Here is a 21,702-nt window from a genome sequence, read left to right as displayed (position 1 = left end):
TTCCACCTTAATCCGGGATGACCAATGTCCTCCCGATGTCATTTTTTCCGGGAAAACCGACGGGATTGACTACCCCGTTCAGCTCGGCAATCCTGCGCCACTGCCCCGGATCCTTCAAGGCCTCGTTGGCAATCAAATCCAGGCGGTCTCCGCTTTTCACCACCCAGAGCTTGCGGCAGGCTTCCAAACCTTGATTGTTATCGACGACCTTATCCGATTCCTCGGTAATAAAAGTGACATCCATCAATGACCGCACCGGCGTCCCGTTTTCCATGAACATCGTGAACTTCTGTTCGATTTTGGTTAACAGCCCCCGATAGGTAAAGCCGCCCCAGACAAACAAGCAGACCGGGGGCCGCTTCGTGCTTTTTCCGCTGACTTTTGGATCGAGCAATCCAGTCAGCTTGCCCGTTTCCTTCCTTACATCCCTGCGTTTTTCATAGGTGTCATAGAATAAAGAGACTTTAAACTCCGGTGTTTCCGAAATTTGAAATTGCTTGTTGGCTTTTTCGCCGGTATATTTCCCTTCAAATGAGACGGTATACTCATTTGGATTGAACATGACCTCAATCGGGCCGCCGTCCCCATCCAAGGGGATAATCTGCGCTTTTTCCGCCATTACCTTAAGCCCCTCCGATCCTTTTGAATCGACATTCTTTTTTCAATCGCCTTATATACGCGCTCCGCCAGCACATTCACCTCATCTGCTCCGAGCTCCAGCTTGGGCGGAGGCTGGGTGCGGAAGACTTCGCTGCGGGTTGAGAACACCTCCGGCGCAGGCTGGTTATGTCGGTGTTTGTCCTCCGGTTGCACTTCTGTCTTTTGACTTTCGGATCGCCGATGAATGAATAAACGAGGGTTCGATTCCCTTACTTCCAGTTCCTCAATCCGAAGAGGATTCGCTTGGTCTATTCGGGTAAGCCCAAGGTGAACATCGTCCGCGACTGTCCCACCCATGGAGCGCATCCATTCCGTTCGCAAGGGAGCCATCGAAGCGTGACTGTGCGAGCGAATAAGCGGATGCACTGCCGGCAGTTTACTGGTTCTTGGCAACAAGTCCAACCGATTCAACAGCGTCATGCGGGTCCCCGTTTCTACGGATTGAACGGTCCCCAGAACATCCATTCCGCCGCGCATTTCTGTGTACAGCTCAACCGTCACGATCCGCCCGGGCAGCTTCTTTATGCTGTGTCCAGCCAACAGCCGAATGTTTGGCCGTCCCTCATGGATCTGAGGGCGTGAATGACGTGATTCAGCCGTCTGTTCAGTCTCGGTGGAAGGCTTCATTCCACTGGCAAATTCTTTGCTTGCCAGCAGCAGACTCGGTTTATCAATCCGCTTTGCTCCTGATTTGAAAGTACGAGGCATAGATGGTTCGGCCGCATTGCTTGGTCCGGCTTCAGCAATCGATTCCGCTGTAACAGGCCGGATATGGGCAGAACGAGAGAATATCCGAAGCAAATCAATCTGACGGTCGATCTGATTTAACGGCGCCCGGATTGGTGTTGACCCTTGTCTTTGAACCGCCCGGTTCTGCCACCGCGGGTGCATGAACGGTGTATCAACCGATGATTCATCGTATTGCGTCCCCCCAGCCAGCCTAGTCTCTGTCCGAGCTCTCGGCAAAGCCGCTTCGCTGTGGTAAAAAGAAGCATGATCCGGATGGATACCTGCTTCAACAGCTCTTGCTTCGGACAACGGACGAACGATGGGAACAGGAAGCTGGCTGTCCTTTCCTTTTCCGGTGAGGTGATGCACAGGTATCAATGACTGTTCTTGCGTTCCGCTTACCTTACGCACATGTGTTTCAACTGCCGTTCCGGGCGGCAGGATAACCATCCCCCGGTTTTGTCGCGGATCCGGTCGGACACCTGCCATTCGCGGCGCGTGTGCAATTAGATACGCTGGCTGTTTCTTCATAGATGGAGCGGATGATTGGATCGACTTGATGTTCATGATCGGCTGATTTGGGGTCCGCACAACCGAAGACTTGACCGCTGCCGGTACGTCTATATGATGAGTCTGGTGGATGATTTGCAAAGGATGAATATGGGTTTGCGTAACGGAGGCCTTCTCTGGCTTCGTTCCCGCTTCCTGCTGAAGAAGAAGCCGATGAATGAATCGAAACCACCGGCCAGGCCCTATCGTCCGGGTATATTTTCCGCTGACCTGTTCTGCAAACCTAAGGTGGTTGACTGCGATCACTGATTTCCTGTCAGATGGAACATGCCCCCTCAGCTTCATGCTCCTCTTCATTTATCTGTACCTGTACAAGCCATTATGCGTCAGGACCAAGCTTTCCACGGCCACGCCGCTGCTTGATGCGTTTAGCGACGGCCCTTCCCATTTGATCGGGCAGGCGTCAAGGAAGTTCCACCACACCTGGGGACTGCCGGTATCGTCCAGCAGGCAGATTGACCCGCTGCGCCTTTGCACCACCCCGTTGATGACCCGTTGATACCAGTTCCATAGATAATCATCCGTAGTGACCCCATGCTTCAAAGTCAGATCCGAATACTTTGTCGTGGATAGAAATGTGAATTCACGGTGATTCTCACCGCCAAAGGTCTTTTTCTCCACCTGGGTTTCCATACTCAGACCGGAGACTTCGGAAAAACCGGCCACAGAAATCCCTTCGATCTCCACCATAAAGTTGAAGGACTGATAGGGGTCTTTTCTTTTGCCCGGCACCCAGTTCCGTCTAGCTTCAATATTCAGCATCGCGCTGCTCACGGTTCACCATCTCCTAGACCTCAAAGAAGTCTTTCTTGTTATCCTCGCCATTGAGTTTTTGGTTTATTTTGCTGACTTCCTTGCACCAGCGTTCTCTTTCGAAATGCTCCAGATGGAGCACCGTCTCGTAATCCCAGTGCAAATAGTAAGTAAGAAAGGCTACCTCCTCATATAGGCGGTCAAGGGGGTAGCCTACGATTCCCCCGCTGTTTCCATGTCCACCTCGAAGGCTTGTTCACACTTGGGGCATTGCACGGCCATCGTATTGGATCCGCCTTGATTGATGCGGTTATACATTTCCTGCAGATAGGAAAAATCCGCCGTATACAGCTCTTCAATCACTCTGGGCGTAATCATCGGAAGACCGCCCAAACCGACCACCACTCTGGACAGCAGAATCACCGTCAAATAAGCGGGGTTCTGCTGCACGCGGGAATCGCGAAGAGGCATGATCTCATCGGCAGCCGTCGCCAAACGCATAGTCCCTTCCTTATGGAGTGTGCCGCTTTCATCAACATAACCTTTGGGCAATGTAAATTTAAATTCGGTTTGCAATACATCCATTCCGTTACCCTCGCTTCTTTCTCAAAATTGATCCCGCAGAAGGATATGCAAATACCATCAAATAGGAGTTGATCATCTTACCCTTTTCCATTTGTTGACGGGACATGGATCAACTCCATTTGATGATAGAAGTCAAAACCTTGGTTATATACATAATCCGGTCAGGAATCTGATTATTTCACGCGGCGAACGCTTTCGTGCACCAGCTCCAGCGTCTCAATGCTGACTTCGTTGCCTTTCGCATTCAATCCGCTGACATCGTATTTGATCGGCCAAGCTTCAACGATATCCCACTGCGCTTTCTCGTTGCCTTCTTCGTCAATCAGAATGATCGACAAGCTCTTGCGGTTGTTGATCGCTCCTTTATCCTCGACCGCCTTGCGCCAATTGTACAAATCCATGACATCGGTCAAGCCCTTTTTCAAGCTGACATTGCCGAACTTGGTCAAGCCCGAAAGCTTGCGTGCATGTGGCGCGTCAATGCCTTCCCGATACTCTACCGCTTCGGTTGATGTATCGGGGATGGTGGCTTCTGCAAATGCGGCGGTTTGAATGCCGTCAATCACCACTCTGAATCGATAATTGCGATATGGATCCACTCTTTTGCCGGTTGGCATAGGATGATTCTCCTCTCATTCTATTATTTGGACAACGTCTTCTGGCTGACACGGATAATCACGAATTCAGCCGGCTTAACCGGGGCGACGCCGACTTCAATCACCAGTTGACCGGCATCGCGTACAGCCGGAGGATTGTTCTCTTCATCCACCTTGACGAAGAACGCTTCCTCCTGCGTCGATCCGTACAGCGCGCCGTCTCTCCAGACTCGGGACAAGAAAGCGCTCAGATTCCGTTTGACTTTGCCCCACAGGCTTGGATCATTCGGTTCGAACACGACCCATTGGCTGCCTTCATCCAGGGATTCTTCAATATACATCAGTAGGCGGCGAACGTTGACATAGTTCCATTCCGCATCCGCGGACAAGGTTCTGGCTCCCCATATGCAGATGCCTTCAGGCAGCGATCGAATGAGGTTGACGCCAAGCGGGTTCAACAGCCCCTGCTCCGCTTTGGTAATCTTGCGCTCAATGCCGACGACCGAATCCAGGTAACCGTCGCTCGTGCCGGCAGGCGCTTTATGCACGCCGCGCACGGAATCAACATAAGCATACGTTCCGGCAACCGCGCCGGACGGCGGTACCAGCTTCTGCTTGCCGGTCAATGGGTCAGTGATGTATACCCAAGGATAGTACAAGGCGCCATAAGAGTTGTTGAACGAATTGCCGAGGAAGCGATCGCCTACACCTTCCTTGAAGTCTTTCGCTTCCTGAGGCGTCAGGCCATGCGGAGGATCCACCAGGAACATGCAATCCTTGCGCAGCCTGCAGTAATTCAGCATTTCCAGGATCGTGCCCCGGCTAAAGTCCATATCCGCGATATCGGGACAAGCAACGATGTTGATATCATCCACCGTGTCGAAAGCATGAATCCCCAATCGATTGTCGGCGTCACCCAGGAATTCAACCGGCATCATGCCGTTGACTCCCCCGGTTAGCGAAAGGAAGTCCTCGCTGAATTCCGGCACCTTTTCCATGTTTTCCAGTATGGTTAGATCGACCAACGGCGTTACCTTTACGAATGCGGACACTTGATTGATTCTTTCTTCGAAATTCGTAATCAGCATGTTGTCGAAGGTTTCGACAATCTTGCCCTCCTCGTCTTCACCTTCGTATTCAGCCGGGAACGACTCGGTGTACTGAACCCCAATTTGAAAGCCCATATCCTGGTTGTTCGAAGATTGGGCGACTTTGATGGCGATCCGGTTGCCCCAGACGCCTTCGGAGCGGGCCTCAACTTCAAACAGATCCGCACCTTCGGTGTCTTTAATGACCAGTTTGGCCGGCAGGACATCTTTAGGAGCTGCCCTCACGACGTAACACGATGTGCCGCCTTCCGCGAAGAAATTGTAAACCGCGTAAGCCAGATAAGCATTCGGCAGAAAATTCCCGAATCCCGCGACAAACTGGCTCCAGTTCGTCACCAGCACCGCTTGGCCAATGACTCCTTTCTCTGCGATGCCCACGAAGGCACCTACAGAAGTTCCTACACCGGCAATCGGTTTGACGCCGCTGGAGACCTCTTCCACATAAACCCCTGGCGATAAATAGTTTGCCATCTCAAATCCTCCTTGTATGGATTGGTTTCCTTGTCCTGCTTATCCGCGAATCGAAGATTTTCGCGGCCAACCAAGACGAGCAATAAGTGACTATTTGTTTCGCTTCGTCCATGAATCACTCCCTTCACATGAGTACAAGCTGCCGGGATGCTATATCTTGTGTACGTCCAGATCCCGAACCTGAACTCTCGGAATCGTGATCGTCTTGTCTGCCGGAAGCCGGACCGGCGATACCAGATAAGACAAGCTCGCCTTGGCCGGCTTGCCGGGAAACACCTCCCATAGCTGTTTGATATCGTGTATGGTCAAATTGTTATAGGAAATGCGAATCTCTTCATTCCCGCATGCCGCAAGATTGCCGCCCAAGTCGCTGCCGCTCAGCAGAGGATGCTCATGAAACAGTTGGAAGATTCGGCCCAGCAGCAATTGTTCGGTTTCTCTGTCATTGGCATAGGGAGTCAGCAGGTAATATAAATCGAGATAAGCCGGCGGATAATGGAATTCATTCGTGTCTAAGACAGCCTCCCGTTCACTGTTTCGCATGCTCGGACTATGGTTTAAATAATAGAGGCACATCGAAAGCTTCATGGATGAAGCGTCAATATCACTCGGAGATCCCAGACTGATGAAGCTGTCATCGTTCAATTCCGGCACATTTGTTTTCAACAAGGTTTTCAGACTGGTGCTGACATCCCGGATCACGGTTCCCGTATCTACCGGCATGGCGTTTTCACCTCCATTAATTGGTGATAGGGATCAAAATCGGACTTTACAAACGTCTTGCCCTGCTTGACATATTCACGCTTCGCTGCCAACATCATCTGTTTCATGCCGACCGGACAGTCTTCGTGCGCCGCGTAAAACGCTGCATTCAAGGCGATGTTCTTGATGCTGCCTCCTGCAAATGGCAGCTTCTGCGCCATGAAATCGAAATCCATATCGGGAGCGATCGGTACCTTCTCCGGAAACATGCCCTGCCAAATCCGCTTTCGTTGTTCCTGTTCAGGAAACGGGAACTCTACTTTAAAATGCAGCCTGCGAAGAAATGCTTCATCCAGATTCTGCGTCAGATTGGTCGCAAGGATGACAATCCCTTCGTACTCCTCCATCTTTTGCAGCAGGTAACTGACCTCCTGATTGGCATACCGGTCATGGGCATCCTTCACTTCAGACCGTTTTCCGAACAAGGCATCCGCTTCATCAAAGAATAAAATGGCGTTGGAGGAGCCTGCGTCATTGAAAATCCTGGACAAATTTTTCTCCGTTTCCCCGATATATTTACTGACGATTTGCGAGACATCTATCTTATACAGCTCGAGCCCCAATTCACGGGCAATCACCTCGGCGCTCATCGTCTTCCCTGTTCCCGGCGGACCGGAAAATAACACATTCAGACCTTTTCCCAAGGACAGCCGTTTGGCAAAGCCCCACTCCCCATAAACCTTGGAACGATATTTCACCTGATTGCAGATTTCCTTCAGTTGGTTCATGGGATCGGCCGGCAGCACCAGCATATCCCAGCTGTACGCCGGTTCGATTCTGGTTGCCATGGAAGACATGCTGCGATTGGATTGGAAATAACAGGCCTGCTGCAGCTCCGGGCGTCCAATCCTCGCTTCGCCGTCCCCGTTCCATAGCGCCATCGTCCGGCTGTGACGAAGGGCCGCGCGGATCTGCTGCGGCGTGAATCGAAAGCGGTCCGCCGTTTCGGCAAGATCGACCTGCTTCGTCAGATTGAAATCCCGGCTGAACATTTCCCAATAGGCAAGGCGATCAGTGGAATCCGGAAGCGGAAAATCAACCTGAACGTACTCGATACCCGGATGCTGAAGCTTGACATGCCAATCGGTCTCCCCAAGCACAAACACGAAAGGATGAAAATTATGGAGCATGTCGAAAAACCAACGCTGCTGGAGCTTGTATTTCTCCGACTCGCGGACCAAGCTGTCAGCGTACTCAAAACAAAGAGCCGTATCCCACAGCATCGCGTGCTGTCCCAGCCGTCGGAGCATTTCCCGCACATCCGCGCCTGTTTCAAACAGCTTGTCCAGGTCGACCGTCAACACCCTCATGCCTAAACTCTTGCAGGCAAATTCCACCGTACCGAGTTTGCCGGTCCCCTCCGGGCCGCTGCAGTAGAGCAGTTGAGCCGCCGCTGCTTGGTCCTGCCGACGAAGTCTTCGCGAGAGGTATCGTCCCATCCGCTCCGCGATATCCGGATGTACCGCTGCCGGATCGTATTCCTCTTCCTTCCGAAGGTCAGCCACTCTGATCAAGCATTCATCCAATGTCTCCTGACTGAGCAGAAAGCTTACGGTCCAATCGTTCAGTTTCAGCCGTTTGGCGTACAATGGAAGGGTGCAGTCCGCGAAGTCCCCCCGCGTTTCCAGCACCATCTGCACAAATGGGCGTTCCGGCGCGAATATCTGTCTTGCGGCCACGCGCTCTTGTGAGCTGGGCGCAAAGAGTCGCAGCAGCAGATCGACAGAAGGACCGGAAACCGTAAAATGACTGTCGAGCAGCCCATAGACCTTCTCGTATCTTCGGTCCAGCTCCATAGCCAAGCAGGCAACCACGCAATGCTGTTCGAAAGGTTCGAGCTTCAGCTTGCGGACGAGTTCGGGCAGTTGCACAAGCACACCCTTCTTCCGAGACGCAGCGAGACGCTGTTCGATATGCCGGTCCAGTCCAATCCGTTCGGAAGCCAAATTTTTCGAATCCGCCGTGATCGTGTGCCATTCCTCAGCGCTGTACCAGGAATCGCTTCCCAGTACATTTGACACGGAGGCGTATATCTCCGTTTCTGCGCCGTACTCCTTAGCAGCCAACTGCATGAGCCTCAGATTCAGCCGCTGCATCTCTTCCAGCAAATGCTCCGGGTTCGATCCATAAGCTATCGCTTCCGCGCCCTCCTCTTGAGGCTGCGGAAGCTTGCCTGCGTCCATCTCAGTGAATAGGGTTTTCCATCTCATCTTCATCGCTTCGTATCCTCGTTCTTCATTTTTCCCTTCATTTGAATAGGAAGATTGAGAGGAGAATGTACAACTGGTTTTGGAAAAAAGTTTTGGGAAAATAGAGTTAATAGAGTGATCTGAGGCAGGAGCTTGTCAGCCAAGCATCATGGGGCCGAAAATGAGGCAGGTTAAAAAAACAAAGGCAGTTACCTCTATTGAGATAACCGCCTCGAAATTAAAAAATAATGTAATTACTGGTTTGAAACTATCTCTTTCATCTCAGTTGCCTTTATAGCAGATATACCCTTTTTCATTGCCAAGATAATTGCATTTTATAATATGGATAGGTAATGAGGATGGTAGAACTCCATTTTTTATAATGCAATATGTTGTGTTCCTACATTTACAATTTTATCATTCTCAATTCTCACCGCTAATCCACCATCTATATCCCATGTGCATTCAAGAATAATACCAATTTCTCGTACATCCTTTATTTTTAATACTACAATTTCTAGTGGTGTAACCAGTTTTTCAAGTTCTTGCATCTCATTAATTAAAGGTGCGCATTCGTCAGCTTCGTCTTCCAACATATTTCGATATTCATCGCACACTGATAAATAATAGTTATATATAGCATTTTCAATTTCGGAAATTTTAACTTTATCAAATTTTATAAAATTCGTATACGCTTCTTTTTGTGTTTCTAAAATTGGCTTATCTTCACTACCAGAAACAACTAAAGTTACTTCATTTTTCTTTCCCCATAATTCAAATATTTCTTTTCGTCTCCAACCGTACTTAAACCCCATTTCTCCAAATACGTTATCATTCATCTTTATAATCCTTTCTTTTTCATAATATTGTACTCACCAACACCGCCCAAATGCTTAAAAATAGGTGTATTAATAATTGTTGGAACCAATTGTACAGTTTTCATATCATTTAATTCATGCCAAGTATACTCATTTTCCTTCCTCCAAGTTTCAACATCTTCTTTTGTCCACTCTTTTCCACCTTTTCTTTCTTCATTCCACTGTTTTGCCAAACTCTCATCAGCTTGAGAATAATTTGATGACCTACTATTTGTAACTTCACGAATTTTTACTTCGCCGACTACAAAAAGTGAAAAGTCTGGCATGCCACTTTTGTATATTATTCCTTTAACGCCTTTTTTCTCTAGAAGAGCTTTTACTCTTTTATCAGATGAAATAAACATTGAATTTCCTCTTTCACCTGTCCATGTTCCGTTATCACTCTGCTCACTTGGTGTGCGCTTAACTCTTTCCTCCAAAGTGCTATACTTTGGTTTTACTTCGTATCCTTTGGTATATTCAGACTCAGCGCCTTCCTTATCAACGTCACTTACTTCCGCACCAGTTTTTCCCGCCCCCTCAGCCCTATTTAGCTGCTCTCCGATGATCTTTACTTTGCTTTTAGCCTCAAGCAAGCTCTTCTCATCTGCTGTTCCATTTGGCGCTTCAATTTTTTTGTTGATGCTGTTTAAAGTGTCAATGGAATTAGAAATAGGGGCCAGATCAGCGGATTTTAGTGCATCTTCTTTGCGCACCTCGTCCAATCTGGATCTAAAGTTTTGGATATGGTTCTGCAAAGTATCTTTTTCGCTCGCCATCATCACAACTTTACGGGAGCCGCGCTTCTCGATCCACAGCTCGTGGCTCTCTCTGCCGATGGTGAACTTGACGACGGCTCCGGTGATCGCGTCTTTGACTTTGGATGCGGCCCCTTTGGCCTTGTTCCAGCCTGCAATGGCCAGGTCCTTGCCGGATTGCATCAGACGTTTGCCGGCAGCAAGCAGGTGGGTATGGATGCCGCCTTTGACGGTGGAGAGGAAGTCTCCGCCTTCTTCCTTCTTGCCTTTATCTGTACCTGCAGCCTCCTTGCCTGCGGCAGCTCCGGCAAGACCCGTCAGCAGCTTGGCTCCGTCGCCGAAGATGGCGCCGGTTGTCTGCTCGGCTTCCTGCACCATGTTCGTAGCGCCGCTTGTCACTTCGTCAATCAGGCCCCCGACTTGTTTGACCGGACCTTCGAGCGGCTTCATAAGTCCCTGAACGGGGGCGGAACCGGCGATCTTATCGATCAGCTTGTCCGCAAACGGGATATACTTGCGCACCAGTTCGATGATGGATTGGCCAGACGCCTCAATTCCCTTAAATACCGCTTTGAGCAGAGCTGAAGGCGGGTTGCTGATGATGAAGTTCAGCACCATGTCGACCGCTTTGTTGGCAATCATCTTCATCAATTGGGCCGGTTCGCCGAGGATTGCGAGCTTGGATTTGATGCTTCCGGCTACATCGGTAATCTTACCTTTGATGCCGCTAAAAAAGCTGCCTGCGGCTTCTTTCAGATTGCCGGCGCCTGCGCTTAACGCTTGGGCCGGATTCTTCACAATCTCCAGAGCCTGTACCGCGCCAGCGTAAATTACGCTGAATGGATTAAACCAGGACTTGGTGGAAATATTCATCTTCGGCAGGATCCTGTTGATCGCGCCGCCAACCTTGCCGACTACACTTTGCAGGGATTGGAACAGGCCGGTGAGGATGCCGAGCACTTTCATCAAGCCGGACTGCTTCTCGCCTTTGCCTTCAGGCTGTTCTTTCTCTTGGCCTTCCGCTTGTGCGTCTACAGGCAGCGGATCAAGCTCGCCGAACAGTCCTTTGACGAGGAAGCCGCCTATCCCTGCCGGACTGAGCCATTTCTTGATGTCGGATAGCTTAAAGTTCTTCAGCTGTTTCACAAAATTGAAGATGGCGGCCGCCTTTCGGAACAGCTCTGGCAAAGTGGTGACAAGCCATTTGACGATCTGCAGCAGCACACTGCCGCCGCCGGTGGCAAAGGCTAGCGCAATTTCGGCGGCAATCTGCGCGGCTTCCCAGATCCGTCCAAATACGGCTTTGAATCCGCCGCTGAAGAACGAGGCGATGCCGTTCATTACTTTGTTGTACAAGGTTTGCACGCCGGAAATCAGCTTGTCCAGCGTCTTCGCCATAGCATTCAGTGCGGTGGTAACGCCTTTCTTCAGGAGTTTGGCCGCGCTGTTGACGATCTGCACGGCTTTATTCACCGCACGGTCGATCAGTCCGGTGATCCGTTTGGCAATGCCCGGGAACTTCGCAAACACTTTGTTCACGAGGCCTTTCAGCACGTTGCCTAAGCCTTTGATGGCAGACACAATCAGCTTGCGGCCTGCTTCGATCAAGCCGACCACGGCGGCTTTCGCCTTGTCGAAGATCGTCTTCACGGCTTTACGCAGTTGGGTGAAGATGGCTCCCACCGCTTTTTTGATGCCTTCGGCCAGTTGATTGACCTTTTCCTTGCCCCAGTCCCATGCTTTTTGGAAGATGTTGCGATCTTTTTGCTTGTCGGACTTTGCATTCTCTTCCTGTTCCTTCTTACCGGCATCCGATTTGGCGGTGTTGACTTCTTTGGATGCATCGGCTTCCGCTTGCGAAAGTGTACTCCGGGCTCCGCGTTCCTTGTCTTGCTTGATTTGGTCGATCTCTTGGCGCTTCGAAGCCGCTGCTTCGCCAGCTTCCTTGTCATATTGGCTCGACGCATCGTTGACCTCGCTGCGCCACTGCGTCCGCAGTCCGTCCACTTCCGCTTTCGCCGCCGCCTGCTGGCCGCGTTGCTGCTCGGCCGTCTCGGCTTTCAGGCCGGCGACTTCCTTGTCGGTGTCGGTCTTTGCCTGCGCGACCCCCGCATCAAACACCGTTTTGCCTTGCGCGTACTCGCCTTTCCGGCTTTCCATGAAGCCGGAGAGCAGGGGCGCCAGCTGCGGGTTCATCCGTTCGGCGACATCCGGCCGAACGACCGGCGGGTGCGGCAGCCGCGCCGAAGGCGGAGCCGCCGCCTGGAGCTGCGTCCCCGCGCGCAGCACGGCAGGATCGTGGGCGGGCACGATGCGCCCTTCGCCAAAGTCCCGCTGCGTCTCAGCGAGCTCCGCCTTTTTGGCCGCCGCCACCTGATGGGCGCCTTCTTGATGGAAGCCGGCGACCTGCGACGGATCGGCTTCGCCGTCGAGGCTGACCTTCGGCGGATCGGACGCATATGACCGCGCCTCAGCCATCACTTGGTCGGGATCGACGTCCTCTCCCGAACCGAGTTGCAGGCTGCCCGGCATGGCCGCCTGACCACCACCGCCGCTCTGCTCGCTCTGGAACCGGGTCAACTCCGGTTGTCTCCCGGTGTTCACGCTTGCCGCAGCCAGACCCGGCTGCGGTGCTTGCCCCGGCTCAACGCCCGTCGGCGTCGGGATTTCGGGCAGCGTTTGCTCGGTCCGCTTCTTCTCTTTCTCAAACGCGGTCCCGGATACGTCGACCGCCTGATTAAACGCACCCATCATCTGTGCAGGCGGCACTTGACTCAACTGAGTGAGGATATCTCCCGGCTTCTCTGCATGGAACGTAATAGGCGCGGGGGCGGCTTCTACCGGCGCAGCTTGCTCATCTGCTGAAGGCGGAGCTTCCTTTCCCGCTTTAGGCGAAGCCTGTTTCTCTGCTTTAGACGAAGCCTGCTTTTCCGCCTTAGCCGGGGCTTCCTTCTCTGCCTTAGGCGAAACTTCCTTTTCCACCTTAGCCGGAGCTTCCTTTCCCCCCTTAGGCGAAGCAGGCTCACCCGCAGTCGATCCCTTCACCGCAGCACTACTGCCGCTTTGTTCTGCCTTCGTCTTGTTGACCGCCTGAGCTGCCGCATTCTCTGTCGCTTTAATATTTCCAGATCCTGTTTTGATTTCCTGCTTCGAGGTAGGATCAAGGACTGACTTATTGCCTGTTTTCATTTCCTTCCCCGATTCGGCGGCATCGTCCTTTTCCTCGTTCGTCGGTACGGGCTTTTGCACGATAGGGGAAGCAGACTCGGGTTTCTTCTGGGTTATCGATTGGGTTTGCCGAGTCGTCTCCACAGTTTGTTGTGCATCAACCTTCGCTGACTGCTGGGTCAATTGTTTGCGCCTGCTCGTTTCAACAAATTGGTTCGCTTCACGATATCCGATTTCCCGCGTAAGCTGAGCAAACTCTCCACGGGTCATCCGCTCCGGCGCTTGCTCGATGCGGTCCTTCAGCTGTTTCAGCTCCTCTGGATTCCGCATCGTCTGCTTTGGCGTTGGCCGACGATTAGAGATTGCCATTTCGGATGCTGTATTTCGAGCCGAGGCCCCGGTCGACGGCTCGGCTGGCTTCGGCGTTACGATCTTGGTTTGCATCGTTCCTCCACTCCTTTGAAATTTCCCTTACGATATAAATAATTCCAAAGGTTTTTTTACAACCGAATGATCAAAAAAAGGTTTCCCTTTTCACGGATAAGTTGAACGGATGATTGAACGCATAATGACCACCGTGTGAAATGTTCTTTCAATCGATGTTGTTCTCGGATTTCATTGATCTATTAAATTCAGATGAAAGTAACCGCTCACAAAGGCGACACTACCGTTTTCGCCAGAACAGTTCACTCTCTTGCCAAGCCAAAAACTTATACTTTCTAACTGCACAAAAAAAAGAACCACCCGAAGGTGGTTCAATCCATCATTTCTCCGGAACCCATCATGCTTATTCAGGCTCGTTGCCGGCGATTTTAGTATTGGACAAATAAACAGTCAAATGATTCGTGTTCGTGTAATCTCTTGCCGATTCATTAAAGGAATAATCGTTGTCTTGATAATAATTTGAAAAATCGGTTTTCCAAAAACGGCTCTGAATTTGCACTTTTTCGCCCGGCTTTAGGGTTCCGGCATTTCTGGTGAAGCCGATTTCCACATAATAATCGCTTGCCGAAGTCACGGAATTAACAAAGATTCCCGATACCTCGGAGGTGATGTTGCGGTTGGTACCGGAACCACCCGTTACGCTTGCAAAATCCGCGGCAAACGCCTGCCGTTTATCCCCATCAACCGTGTAATAGTATCTGATCTTCATATCTGCCAATGAGATGGTGCTGCTTCCCGTGTTCTCCACTAAAATGCGAGGAGAAATCGTATTGGTATAAGAGCTTCTGTTGCTGTTATAGGCCTGAATCTTCACGTTTTGGACAACCGTTACATTTTGCACCGCTTTTGCTGTATTGCCGTTTGCATCCACAGCCGTCCAAGTGACTGCCGTGCGGCCCACAGGGAATCCTCCTGCCGGAGCATTATTAGTAACCGTCACATGAAATAAATCCGATGCCACAGCTTCACCCAGATTGACTTGTGTGGCTGTTCCTGTCGCTACTACAGTCAAGTCTGCCGGTGCAACCAGGCTTGGAGGTGTCGTATCAGCGACCGTCACCTGCTGCACGCCGGTGGTCATGTTGCCGTGTTCATCCGTGGCCGTCCAGGTTACCTTTGTCGTTCCCACCGGATAGGTTGCCGGCGCATCGCTCTTCACCGTCACACCAAAGATATCCGTGGCGCTCGCCTCACCGATTTCCACTGGACTTAACACCGCGCTCGCTTCCACCGTTACATCCGCCGGCAGCGTCAGTTTTGGCGCCGTTGTATCCTTTACCGTCACCTGCTGCACACCGGTCGTCACGTTGCCGTGTTCATCCGTGGCCGTCCAGGTCACCTTTGTCGTTCCCACCGGATAGGTTGCCGGCGCATCGCTCTTCACCGTCACACCAAAGACATCCGTGGCTGTCGCCTCACCGATTTCCACCGAACTTAACACCGCGCTCGCTTCCGCCGTTATATCCGCCGGCAGCGTCAGCTCCGGTGCCGTCGTATCCACGACCGTCACCTGCTGCACGCCGGTAGTCACGTTGCCGTGTTCATCTGTTGCCGTCCAGGTCACCTTTGTCGTTCCCACCGGATAGGTTGCCGGCGCATCGCTCTTCACCGTCACACCAAAGATATCCGTTGCTGTCGCCTCACCGATTTCCACCGGACTTAACACCGCGCTCGCTTCCGCCGTTATATCCGCCGGCAGCGTCATCTCCGGTGCCGTCGTATCCTTAACCGTGATTCTTTGTATGCTTGAGGTTTCGTTCCCGTTTGCGTCAACCGCGGTCCACGTTACCTCCGTCGTTCCAACCGGGTAAGCTTCCGGTGCGTTGCTCTCCACCGTTACGCCAAAGATATCCGTTGCTGTCGCTTCCCCGATTTCCACTGGACTGAGCACATCCGTCGCTTCCAGGGTCATGTCTGCCGGAACGGTCATCCTCGGCTTGGTGGTATCCTTAATCGTGACTGTCACAATTCCGATGCTGGTATTGCCGCTGGAATCCCGAATAGTCCATGTTACCTTGGTTGTTCCGAGCGGAAAATCAGCCGTGATATGGCCGTCATAGTCAGCTGGGTTTACCTCTCCATAACCTGGAGCATCACAAGTGATCGTGACTGGAAACAGCTCCGAAACCGACGGGATTTCCAAAACAACTGATGTTTCCACTGCATTGGCTTCTTTCATCACCGTCATCGGTTCAGTAAAGGAGAGAACCGGCTTGGTTGTATCCACCACGGTAACTTGCTGAACACCCGTAGTCACATTTCCGTGCTCATCCGTCGCCGTCCATGTCACCGGTGTTGTTCCCAAAGAATAGGTTGCAGGCGCATCGTTTTCCAATGCTACATCGAAAATATCAGTTGCTCTGGCCTCTCCGATCTTCACGACACTCTGCACCGCATTCGCTTCCACCGTCACGTCCGCTGGCAGTGTCAATTCCGGTGCCGTTGTATCCTTTACCGTTACCTGCTGCACACCGGTAGTTACGTTGCCGTGCTCATCCGTGGCCGTCCAAGTTACCTCTGTCGTGCCCACCGGATAAGCTCTCGGTGCATCGCTCTCCACCGTCACATCCGCCGGCAGCGTCAATTCCGGTGCCGTCGTATCCTTCACCGTAACCTTTTGTACGCCAGTGGCCACATTGCCATGTTCGTCCGTGGCCGTCCAAGTTACCTCTGTCGTGCCCACCGGATAAGCTCTCGGTGCATCGCTCTCCACCGTCACTCCAAAGATATCCGCCCCACTCGCCTCGCCGATCGCTACTGGACTGAGCACCGCGCTCGCTTCCACCGTCACATCCGCCGGCAGCGTCAATTCCGGTGCCGTCGTATCCTTCACCGTAACCTTTTGTACGCCAGTGGCCACATTGCCATGTTCGTCCGTGGCCGTCCAAGTTACCTCTGTCGTGCCCACCGGATAAGCTCTCGGTGCATCGCTCTCCACCGTCACTCCAAAGATATCCGCCCCACTCGCCTCGCCGATCGCTACCGGACTGAGCACCGCACTCGCTTCCACCGTCACATCCGCTGGCAGCGTCAATTCCGGTGCTGTTGTATCCTCTACCGTCACCAGCTGCACGCCAGTGGTCACATTGCCGTGCTCATCCGTGGCCGTCCAAGTTACCTCCGTTGTTCCCACCGGATACGCTGCCGGTGCATCGCTTTCCACCGTCACACCAAAGATATCCGTGGCTGTCGCCTCGCCGATTTCCACTGGACTGAGCACCGCACTCGCTTCAACCGTCACATCCGCCGGCAACGTCAGCTCCGGCGCCGTTGTATCCTCTACCGTCACCTGCTGCACGCCAGTGGACACATTGCCATGCTCATCCGTGACCGTCCATGTCACCTTAGTCGTGCCTACCGGATACGTTGCCGGTGCATCACTCTCCACCGTCACTCCAAAAATATCCGCCCCACTTGCCGTACCGATGTCCACCGGACTGAGCACCGCACTCGCTTCAACCGTCACATCCGCTGGCAGCGTCAGCTCCGGCGCTGTTGTATCCTCTACCGTCACCAACTGCACACCGGTGGTTACATTATGATGTTCATCCGCTGCTGTCCAGGTCACCTTTGTGACTCCGACAGGATAAGAGGTTGGTGCATCATTAGTCACCGTCACATCAAAGATATCTGAAGCATGTGCCAGCCCGATATCCACTTTGCTCAGCACATCGCTCGCTTCAACCGTCACATTCTCCGGAAGCGTCAACTTTGGTGCCGTCGTATCTACGACCGTCACCCGCTGTACGCCGGTAGTTACATTACCGTGCTCATCCGTGGCCGTCCAGGTCACTGGTGTCGTTCCTACCGGATACGTCGCCGGCGCATCACTCTCCACCGTCACTCCAAAAATATCCGTTGCGCTGGCCTCGCCAATCTCCACGGCACTCTGCACCGCGTTCGCTTCCACCGTCACATCCGCCGGCAGCGTTAATTCCGGCGCGGTCGTATCCTCCACGATCACCTTCTGTACGCCAGTGGTAACATTGCCGTGCTCATCCGTGGCCGTCCAGGTCACCTCTGTCGTTCCCACCGGATACGCTCTTGGCGCATCGCTTTCCACCGTCACTCCAAAAATATCTGTCGCGCTGGCCTCGCCAATCTCCACGACACTCTGCACCGCATTCGCTTCCACCGTCACGTCCGCCGGCAGCGTCAATTCCGGCGCCGTTGTATCCTTCACCGTCACCTTCTGCACTCCAGTAGTTACGTTGCCATGCTCATCTGTCGCCGTCCAGGTCACCTCTGTCGTTCCCACCGGATACGCTGCCGGCGCATCGCTTTCCACCGTCACTCCAAAAATATCCGTCGCACTCGCCGACCCGATCTCAACCGGACTTAGCACATCCGTCGCTTCCACCGCCACATCCGCCGGCAGCGTCAGTTTCGGCGCCGTCGTATCCCGCACCATAACTTTTTGCTGGGTATGGGATACATTGCCGTTTTGATCCTTGAATGTCCAGGTAACAACCGTCTCACCGACAGGATACGATGTCGGCGCATCACTTTGAATTAACGTAATCGGAAAAATATCGCTGACTTCCGGCTGCTCCAAAGAAACCAAAGTCAGCTTTCCGGTCGCTTCGATCGTCATATCTTCCGGGGCAATAAATGCAGGCGGCGTAGTGTCAACCACCGTAATCCTTTGTGTTTTTGTGCTGATATTCCCGTGTTCATCGACCGCTTTCCAAGTTACATAAGTGTTGCCCAAAGCATAATCGGCCGGCCCATTATTGGTTATGGTTACATTGAAAATATCGCCCGCAGACGCCTGACCGATATTTACCGCTGTCCGTATACCGGATGCCTCAACTCGGATATCTGCCGGAGCAGTCAAAACCGGCGGAGTATGATCTGTAACCGCCACATTCTGAACCGCTGTAGTTACATTCCCATTCGCATCCTCCGCTGTCCAGACTACATGGGTTGTTCCGACCGGAAAGGCCTCCGGAGCGTTACTCGCCACGGTCACTTCAAACAGATCGGATGCTTCAGGCTCGCCCAGCTCTACCGGACTCAGCACATCGCTGGCTTCTGCCGTCACATCTGCCGGAGCAACCAAGACGGGAGCTGTTGTATCCTCTACTCTAACCTTCTGCTCGCCGATCACAACATTGCCGCTGGGATCTTCAGCCATCCAGGTCACGATCGTCTCGCCTAGCGGATAATCGGCCGGCGCATCATTGGTTACTGTCACGTCAAACAAATCAGAGACTTCAGGTTCGCCTAAATCGACCACGGTCCGTTCTCCAGTCGCCTCAAAAACGATATCATCAGGGACTTTCAATGTCGGAGACGTAGTATCCTCTACGGTAACCGTCTGCGTACCTGTTGTCGCATTCCCGTTCGCGTCGGTTGCTGTCCAGGTCACTACGGTGTCGCCAAGCGGGTAATCGGCCGGCGCATCATTCTCTACCTTTACCTCAAACAGATCGGATACATCCGGCTCGCCTATATCGACCGGCGTCCGTATCCCAGTCGCCTCTACCGTCCGATCCGTCGGAACGTGCAGCAATGGCTTAATCGTATCTCTGACCGTGACCAGCTGTGTGGCACTGGAAACATTGCCGTGAATGTCCGTTGCTGTCCAGGTCACCGACGTCGTGCCCACTGGAAACCCGGCCGGTGCATTATTGTCGATCGTCACATCGAAAATGTCATCGGCTTTCGCTTCTCCCAGATGGATTGCCGTGCTCGCTCCAGTCGCTTCCGCCGTGATATCCCGCGGAACTTGCAATTTCGGAGCCGTCTTGTCCGTAACGGTAATATGCTGAACCGCTATGGTGACATTTCCGTGTTCATCTTTTGCTGTCCAGGTGACATCTGTTGTGCCAACCGGATAACTTACGGGCGCGTTATTCGAAACCAGCACATCGAACAAATCGGTTGCCGTTGCCTGCCCAATCTCTATTTCTGTTCTTGGCGCATTGGCTTCTACCGTAATATCATTAGGAATCGCCAAATCCGGCGCAATCGTATCTGTAATGGTAATCGATTGTTCCGCTGTGGATGCATTCCCATTCACATCCTCCGCTTTCCAAACCACCGTGGTTGTGCCTACAGGAAAGTCGGTCGTGAGCGCATTATTCGAAATGGTGACATCGAAGATGTCTTCCGCCTCAGCGCTTCCAATATCGACCGTTGTTTTTCTTCCCGTCGCTTCTAATGTTCTATCCTCCGGTGCATGAATCACAGGCTTGGTCGAGTCTACTACCGTCACATTTTGATACGCTGTAATTTTATTCCCGTTTGCATCTGTTGCGGTCCATGCGACTCTCGTCGTACCAACAGGAAAATCATTCGGCGCATCATTGATAACAATGACCGGGAAAATATCGTCCGCATGCGCCCCGCTCATGACAATCGGCGTCCGAACCGCTGTGGCCTCAACCACAATATCGCCTTTAACGGTCAATACCGGCTTCGTCGTATCTTTGATGGTAACGATTTGCACCTTTGAGGTTTGATTTCCGACCGGGTCCGTTGCCGTCCAGGTTACCGTGGTGCTTCCAATCGGAAATCCGTCCGGAGCGTCATTCGTGATCTGTACATCGCCAGGCGCCACATCCTGCACAGAAGCTTCTCCAAGTTCAATAGGCGTCAAAACATGGGAAGCTTCTGCCGTAATATTGGCAGGAACGGTGATCACCGGCATGGTCATGTCAATCTTGACCTGCGCGGTTTGCATCGCGGACGCATTTCCCGCCTTATCGACAGCCCAGTATGAGATTGGCGTAATGCCTTCCGTCTGAACGTTAAAGCTGCCCTTATTGCCGGCAATCGTCTGCTCTGCTGCATTCTCTCCAATTTTATAATGAATCTCTTTCACACCTGAACCTGTGTCCGAAGCCGAGAGATTTACGGTTACTTCAGATTTGTTCCAACCCTTTTCATTTTCAATCGGATTCCGCTGAACCGATAATACGGGAGCCGTATGATCCAGCTTTACGTCCAGCGTCCGAGGCGTTTCTTCATTTCCGGTCCGATCTACTGCCCAATAGCGAACCGTAGTCACGCCTTCAGCAGCCACCTCAAATTCAGCGGAATCCCCGCGGATCATCACCGGCTCGCTGTTATTCAGTTGATAATATAGCGCCGCCACACCCGATAAATGGTCTTCCGCCTGAATCTGAACCGTTACCGTACTTTGATTCCATTCCTTCCCCGCAATGCCAATGGCTTCTGCCGAAGAAACCGGTGCGCTTTTATCAATGTTGATCGGTCCAAAGCTTACGGTTGAGGTATGCAGCGGATCACTGTTACTGGTCGCTGCACTATCAACCGCCTTACCCGTTGCGGTCTGATTTGCCCCTTCGTCATCAAACACTTGATCCGCTGTACAGGACTTAATGCTGGACAATGTATCCTGGCAGATGTAACTAACAATCACATCCTCGTTCGTCCATGATCCAGCAATATAATTGTTTCCCGAGTCCGTCACTGCATGGGCTGAAATACTTGGCGGTGTCGTATCCGCAATATTGGAGCCAATGGTCCCGATTTCAACTTCAAAAACGACCGGATCAAAGCCTGGGGCAGTTGCTGTCACCCTCAGCGTTTTCTTCACTCCGGGATTCTTTGAAAACACTTGATAACCTTCTCCAAGGTACTCCGTCAAATTATTGGCCGCCGATGCCAAACCGTTGGCATCGGTCGCAACTGTAAACGTATTGCTGTTGTATCCTCTCATCACGATTGTAATCGAGCTGTCCACAGAGGCTGTAAACGTAACATTTACGCCGGCCCTCGGATTGCCCGCTACATCCCTTACAGCCACGGTTTGCGGCAGCATGAATCCGCGTCCGCCGGGTATCACTGTCGTACCCTGTGATAATTTCATTTGCTGCAGCTGTGGCGATACCGCTGTCATACTGCCTGCCGAATCCGCTTCTGCAGAGCCCATAAACAGCATCAACGACATACATAGCAGAAAGAGCGGCACCCATCCTTTCCAACGTGGTATTTTGTGCGCGTGTCCCATCATGCTTAACCTCCCTATGAAAATGAATTTTAAATAAATACCATCACTTCAAGGCAAATGCGATGGTTCT

The 21,702-nt window shown here is 52.3% G+C and carries 13 protein-coding genes; 1 reads left to right on the top strand and 12 read right to left on the bottom strand.

What is annotated here, in order from left to right; all coding sequences use genetic code 11:
* Positions 1 to 7: 7 nt before the first annotated feature.
* Together ACI48K_RS06390 and ACI48K_RS06385 are read right to left on the bottom strand one after the other, a co-directional pair.
* Complete coding sequence (locus ACI48K_RS06390) at positions 8 to 619, bottom strand: CIS tube protein (RefSeq protein ID WP_475026727.1); 612 nt, start codon at positions 617 to 619, stop codon at positions 8 to 10.
* A complete protein-coding gene (locus tag ACI48K_RS06385) occupies positions 619 to 1,878 on the bottom strand; it encodes a hypothetical protein (protein ID WP_475026726.1) in 1,260 nt (419 codons plus the stop codon). The genes ACI48K_RS06390 and ACI48K_RS06385 overlap by 1 nt, the downstream gene beginning before the upstream one ends.
* Positions 1,879 to 1,935: 57 nt before the next feature.
* On the opposite strand from ACI48K_RS06385, the gene ACI48K_RS06380 reads away from it, so the two are divergent.
* The gene (locus ACI48K_RS06380; RefSeq protein ID WP_475026725.1) at positions 1,936 to 2,208 is read left to right on the top strand and encodes a hypothetical protein; all 273 of its coding nucleotides are present in this window, start codon (positions 1,936 to 1,938) and stop codon (positions 2,206 to 2,208) included.
* A gap of 48 nt (positions 2,209 to 2,256) precedes the next feature.
* On the opposite strand, the gene ACI48K_RS06375 is transcribed toward ACI48K_RS06380, so the two are convergent.
* From ACI48K_RS06375 to ACI48K_RS06330, 10 genes are all read right to left on the bottom strand, one after another.
* Positions 2,257 to 2,733: a phage tail protein gene (locus ACI48K_RS06375; RefSeq protein WP_475026724.1), complete on the bottom strand. Its 477-nt coding sequence runs from the start codon at positions 2,731 to 2,733 to the stop codon at positions 2,257 to 2,259.
* A 13-nt stretch (positions 2,734 to 2,746) separates the two neighbouring features.
* Positions 2,747 to 2,932 carry a DUF6760 family protein gene (locus tag ACI48K_RS06370; protein WP_475026966.1) on the bottom strand — a complete coding sequence of 62 codons (186 nt, stop codon included), beginning with the start codon at positions 2,930 to 2,932 and terminating at the stop codon, positions 2,747 to 2,749.
* The gene (locus tag ACI48K_RS06365) at positions 2,926 to 3,297 is read right to left on the bottom strand and encodes a hypothetical protein (RefSeq protein WP_475026723.1); all 372 of its coding nucleotides are present in this window, start codon (positions 3,295 to 3,297) and stop codon (positions 2,926 to 2,928) included. The genes ACI48K_RS06370 and ACI48K_RS06365 overlap by 7 nt, the downstream gene beginning before the upstream one ends.
* Positions 3,298 to 3,470: 173 nt before the next feature.
* Positions 3,471 to 3,914, bottom strand: coding sequence for a phage tail protein (locus ACI48K_RS06360; protein WP_475026722.1), 444 nt, complete (start codon positions 3,912 to 3,914; stop codon positions 3,471 to 3,473).
* Positions 3,915 to 3,937: 23 nt separating this feature from the next.
* Positions 3,938 to 5,473 (bottom strand): phage tail sheath family protein, encoded by a 1,536-nt coding sequence (locus ACI48K_RS06355; protein ID WP_475026721.1) that lies wholly within the window; start codon positions 5,471 to 5,473, stop codon positions 3,938 to 3,940.
* A gap of 150 nt (positions 5,474 to 5,623) precedes the next feature.
* Positions 5,624 to 6,196, bottom strand: a complete 573-nt coding sequence (locus tag ACI48K_RS06350; RefSeq protein ID WP_475026720.1) for a Pvc16 family protein — start codon at positions 6,194 to 6,196, stop codon at positions 5,624 to 5,626.
* Complete coding sequence (locus ACI48K_RS06345) at positions 6,187 to 8,451, bottom strand: AAA family ATPase (RefSeq protein ID WP_475026718.1); 2,265 nt, start codon at positions 8,449 to 8,451, stop codon at positions 6,187 to 6,189. The genes ACI48K_RS06350 and ACI48K_RS06345 overlap by 10 nt, the downstream gene beginning before the upstream one ends.
* Before the next feature lie 350 nt (positions 8,452 to 8,801).
* The gene (locus ACI48K_RS06340) at positions 8,802 to 9,263 is read right to left on the bottom strand and encodes a DUF6985 domain-containing protein (RefSeq protein WP_475026717.1); all 462 of its coding nucleotides are present in this window, start codon (positions 9,261 to 9,263) and stop codon (positions 8,802 to 8,804) included.
* 2 nt (positions 9,264 to 9,265) lie between these two features.
* Positions 9,266 to 13,651, bottom strand: coding sequence for an HNH endonuclease (locus ACI48K_RS06335; protein WP_475026716.1), 4,386 nt, complete (start codon positions 13,649 to 13,651; stop codon positions 9,266 to 9,268).
* 343 nt (positions 13,652 to 13,994) lie between these two features.
* Entirely contained in the window at positions 13,995 to 21,635 is a 7,641-nt protein-coding gene (locus ACI48K_RS06330; protein WP_475026715.1) for an HYR domain-containing protein, read from the bottom strand.
* Positions 21,636 to 21,702 lie beyond the last annotated feature (67 nt).

This window comes from Paenibacillus terrisolis (genome assembly GCF_056171975.1).
This window is presented reverse-complemented; position numbering and strand designations above follow the sequence as displayed.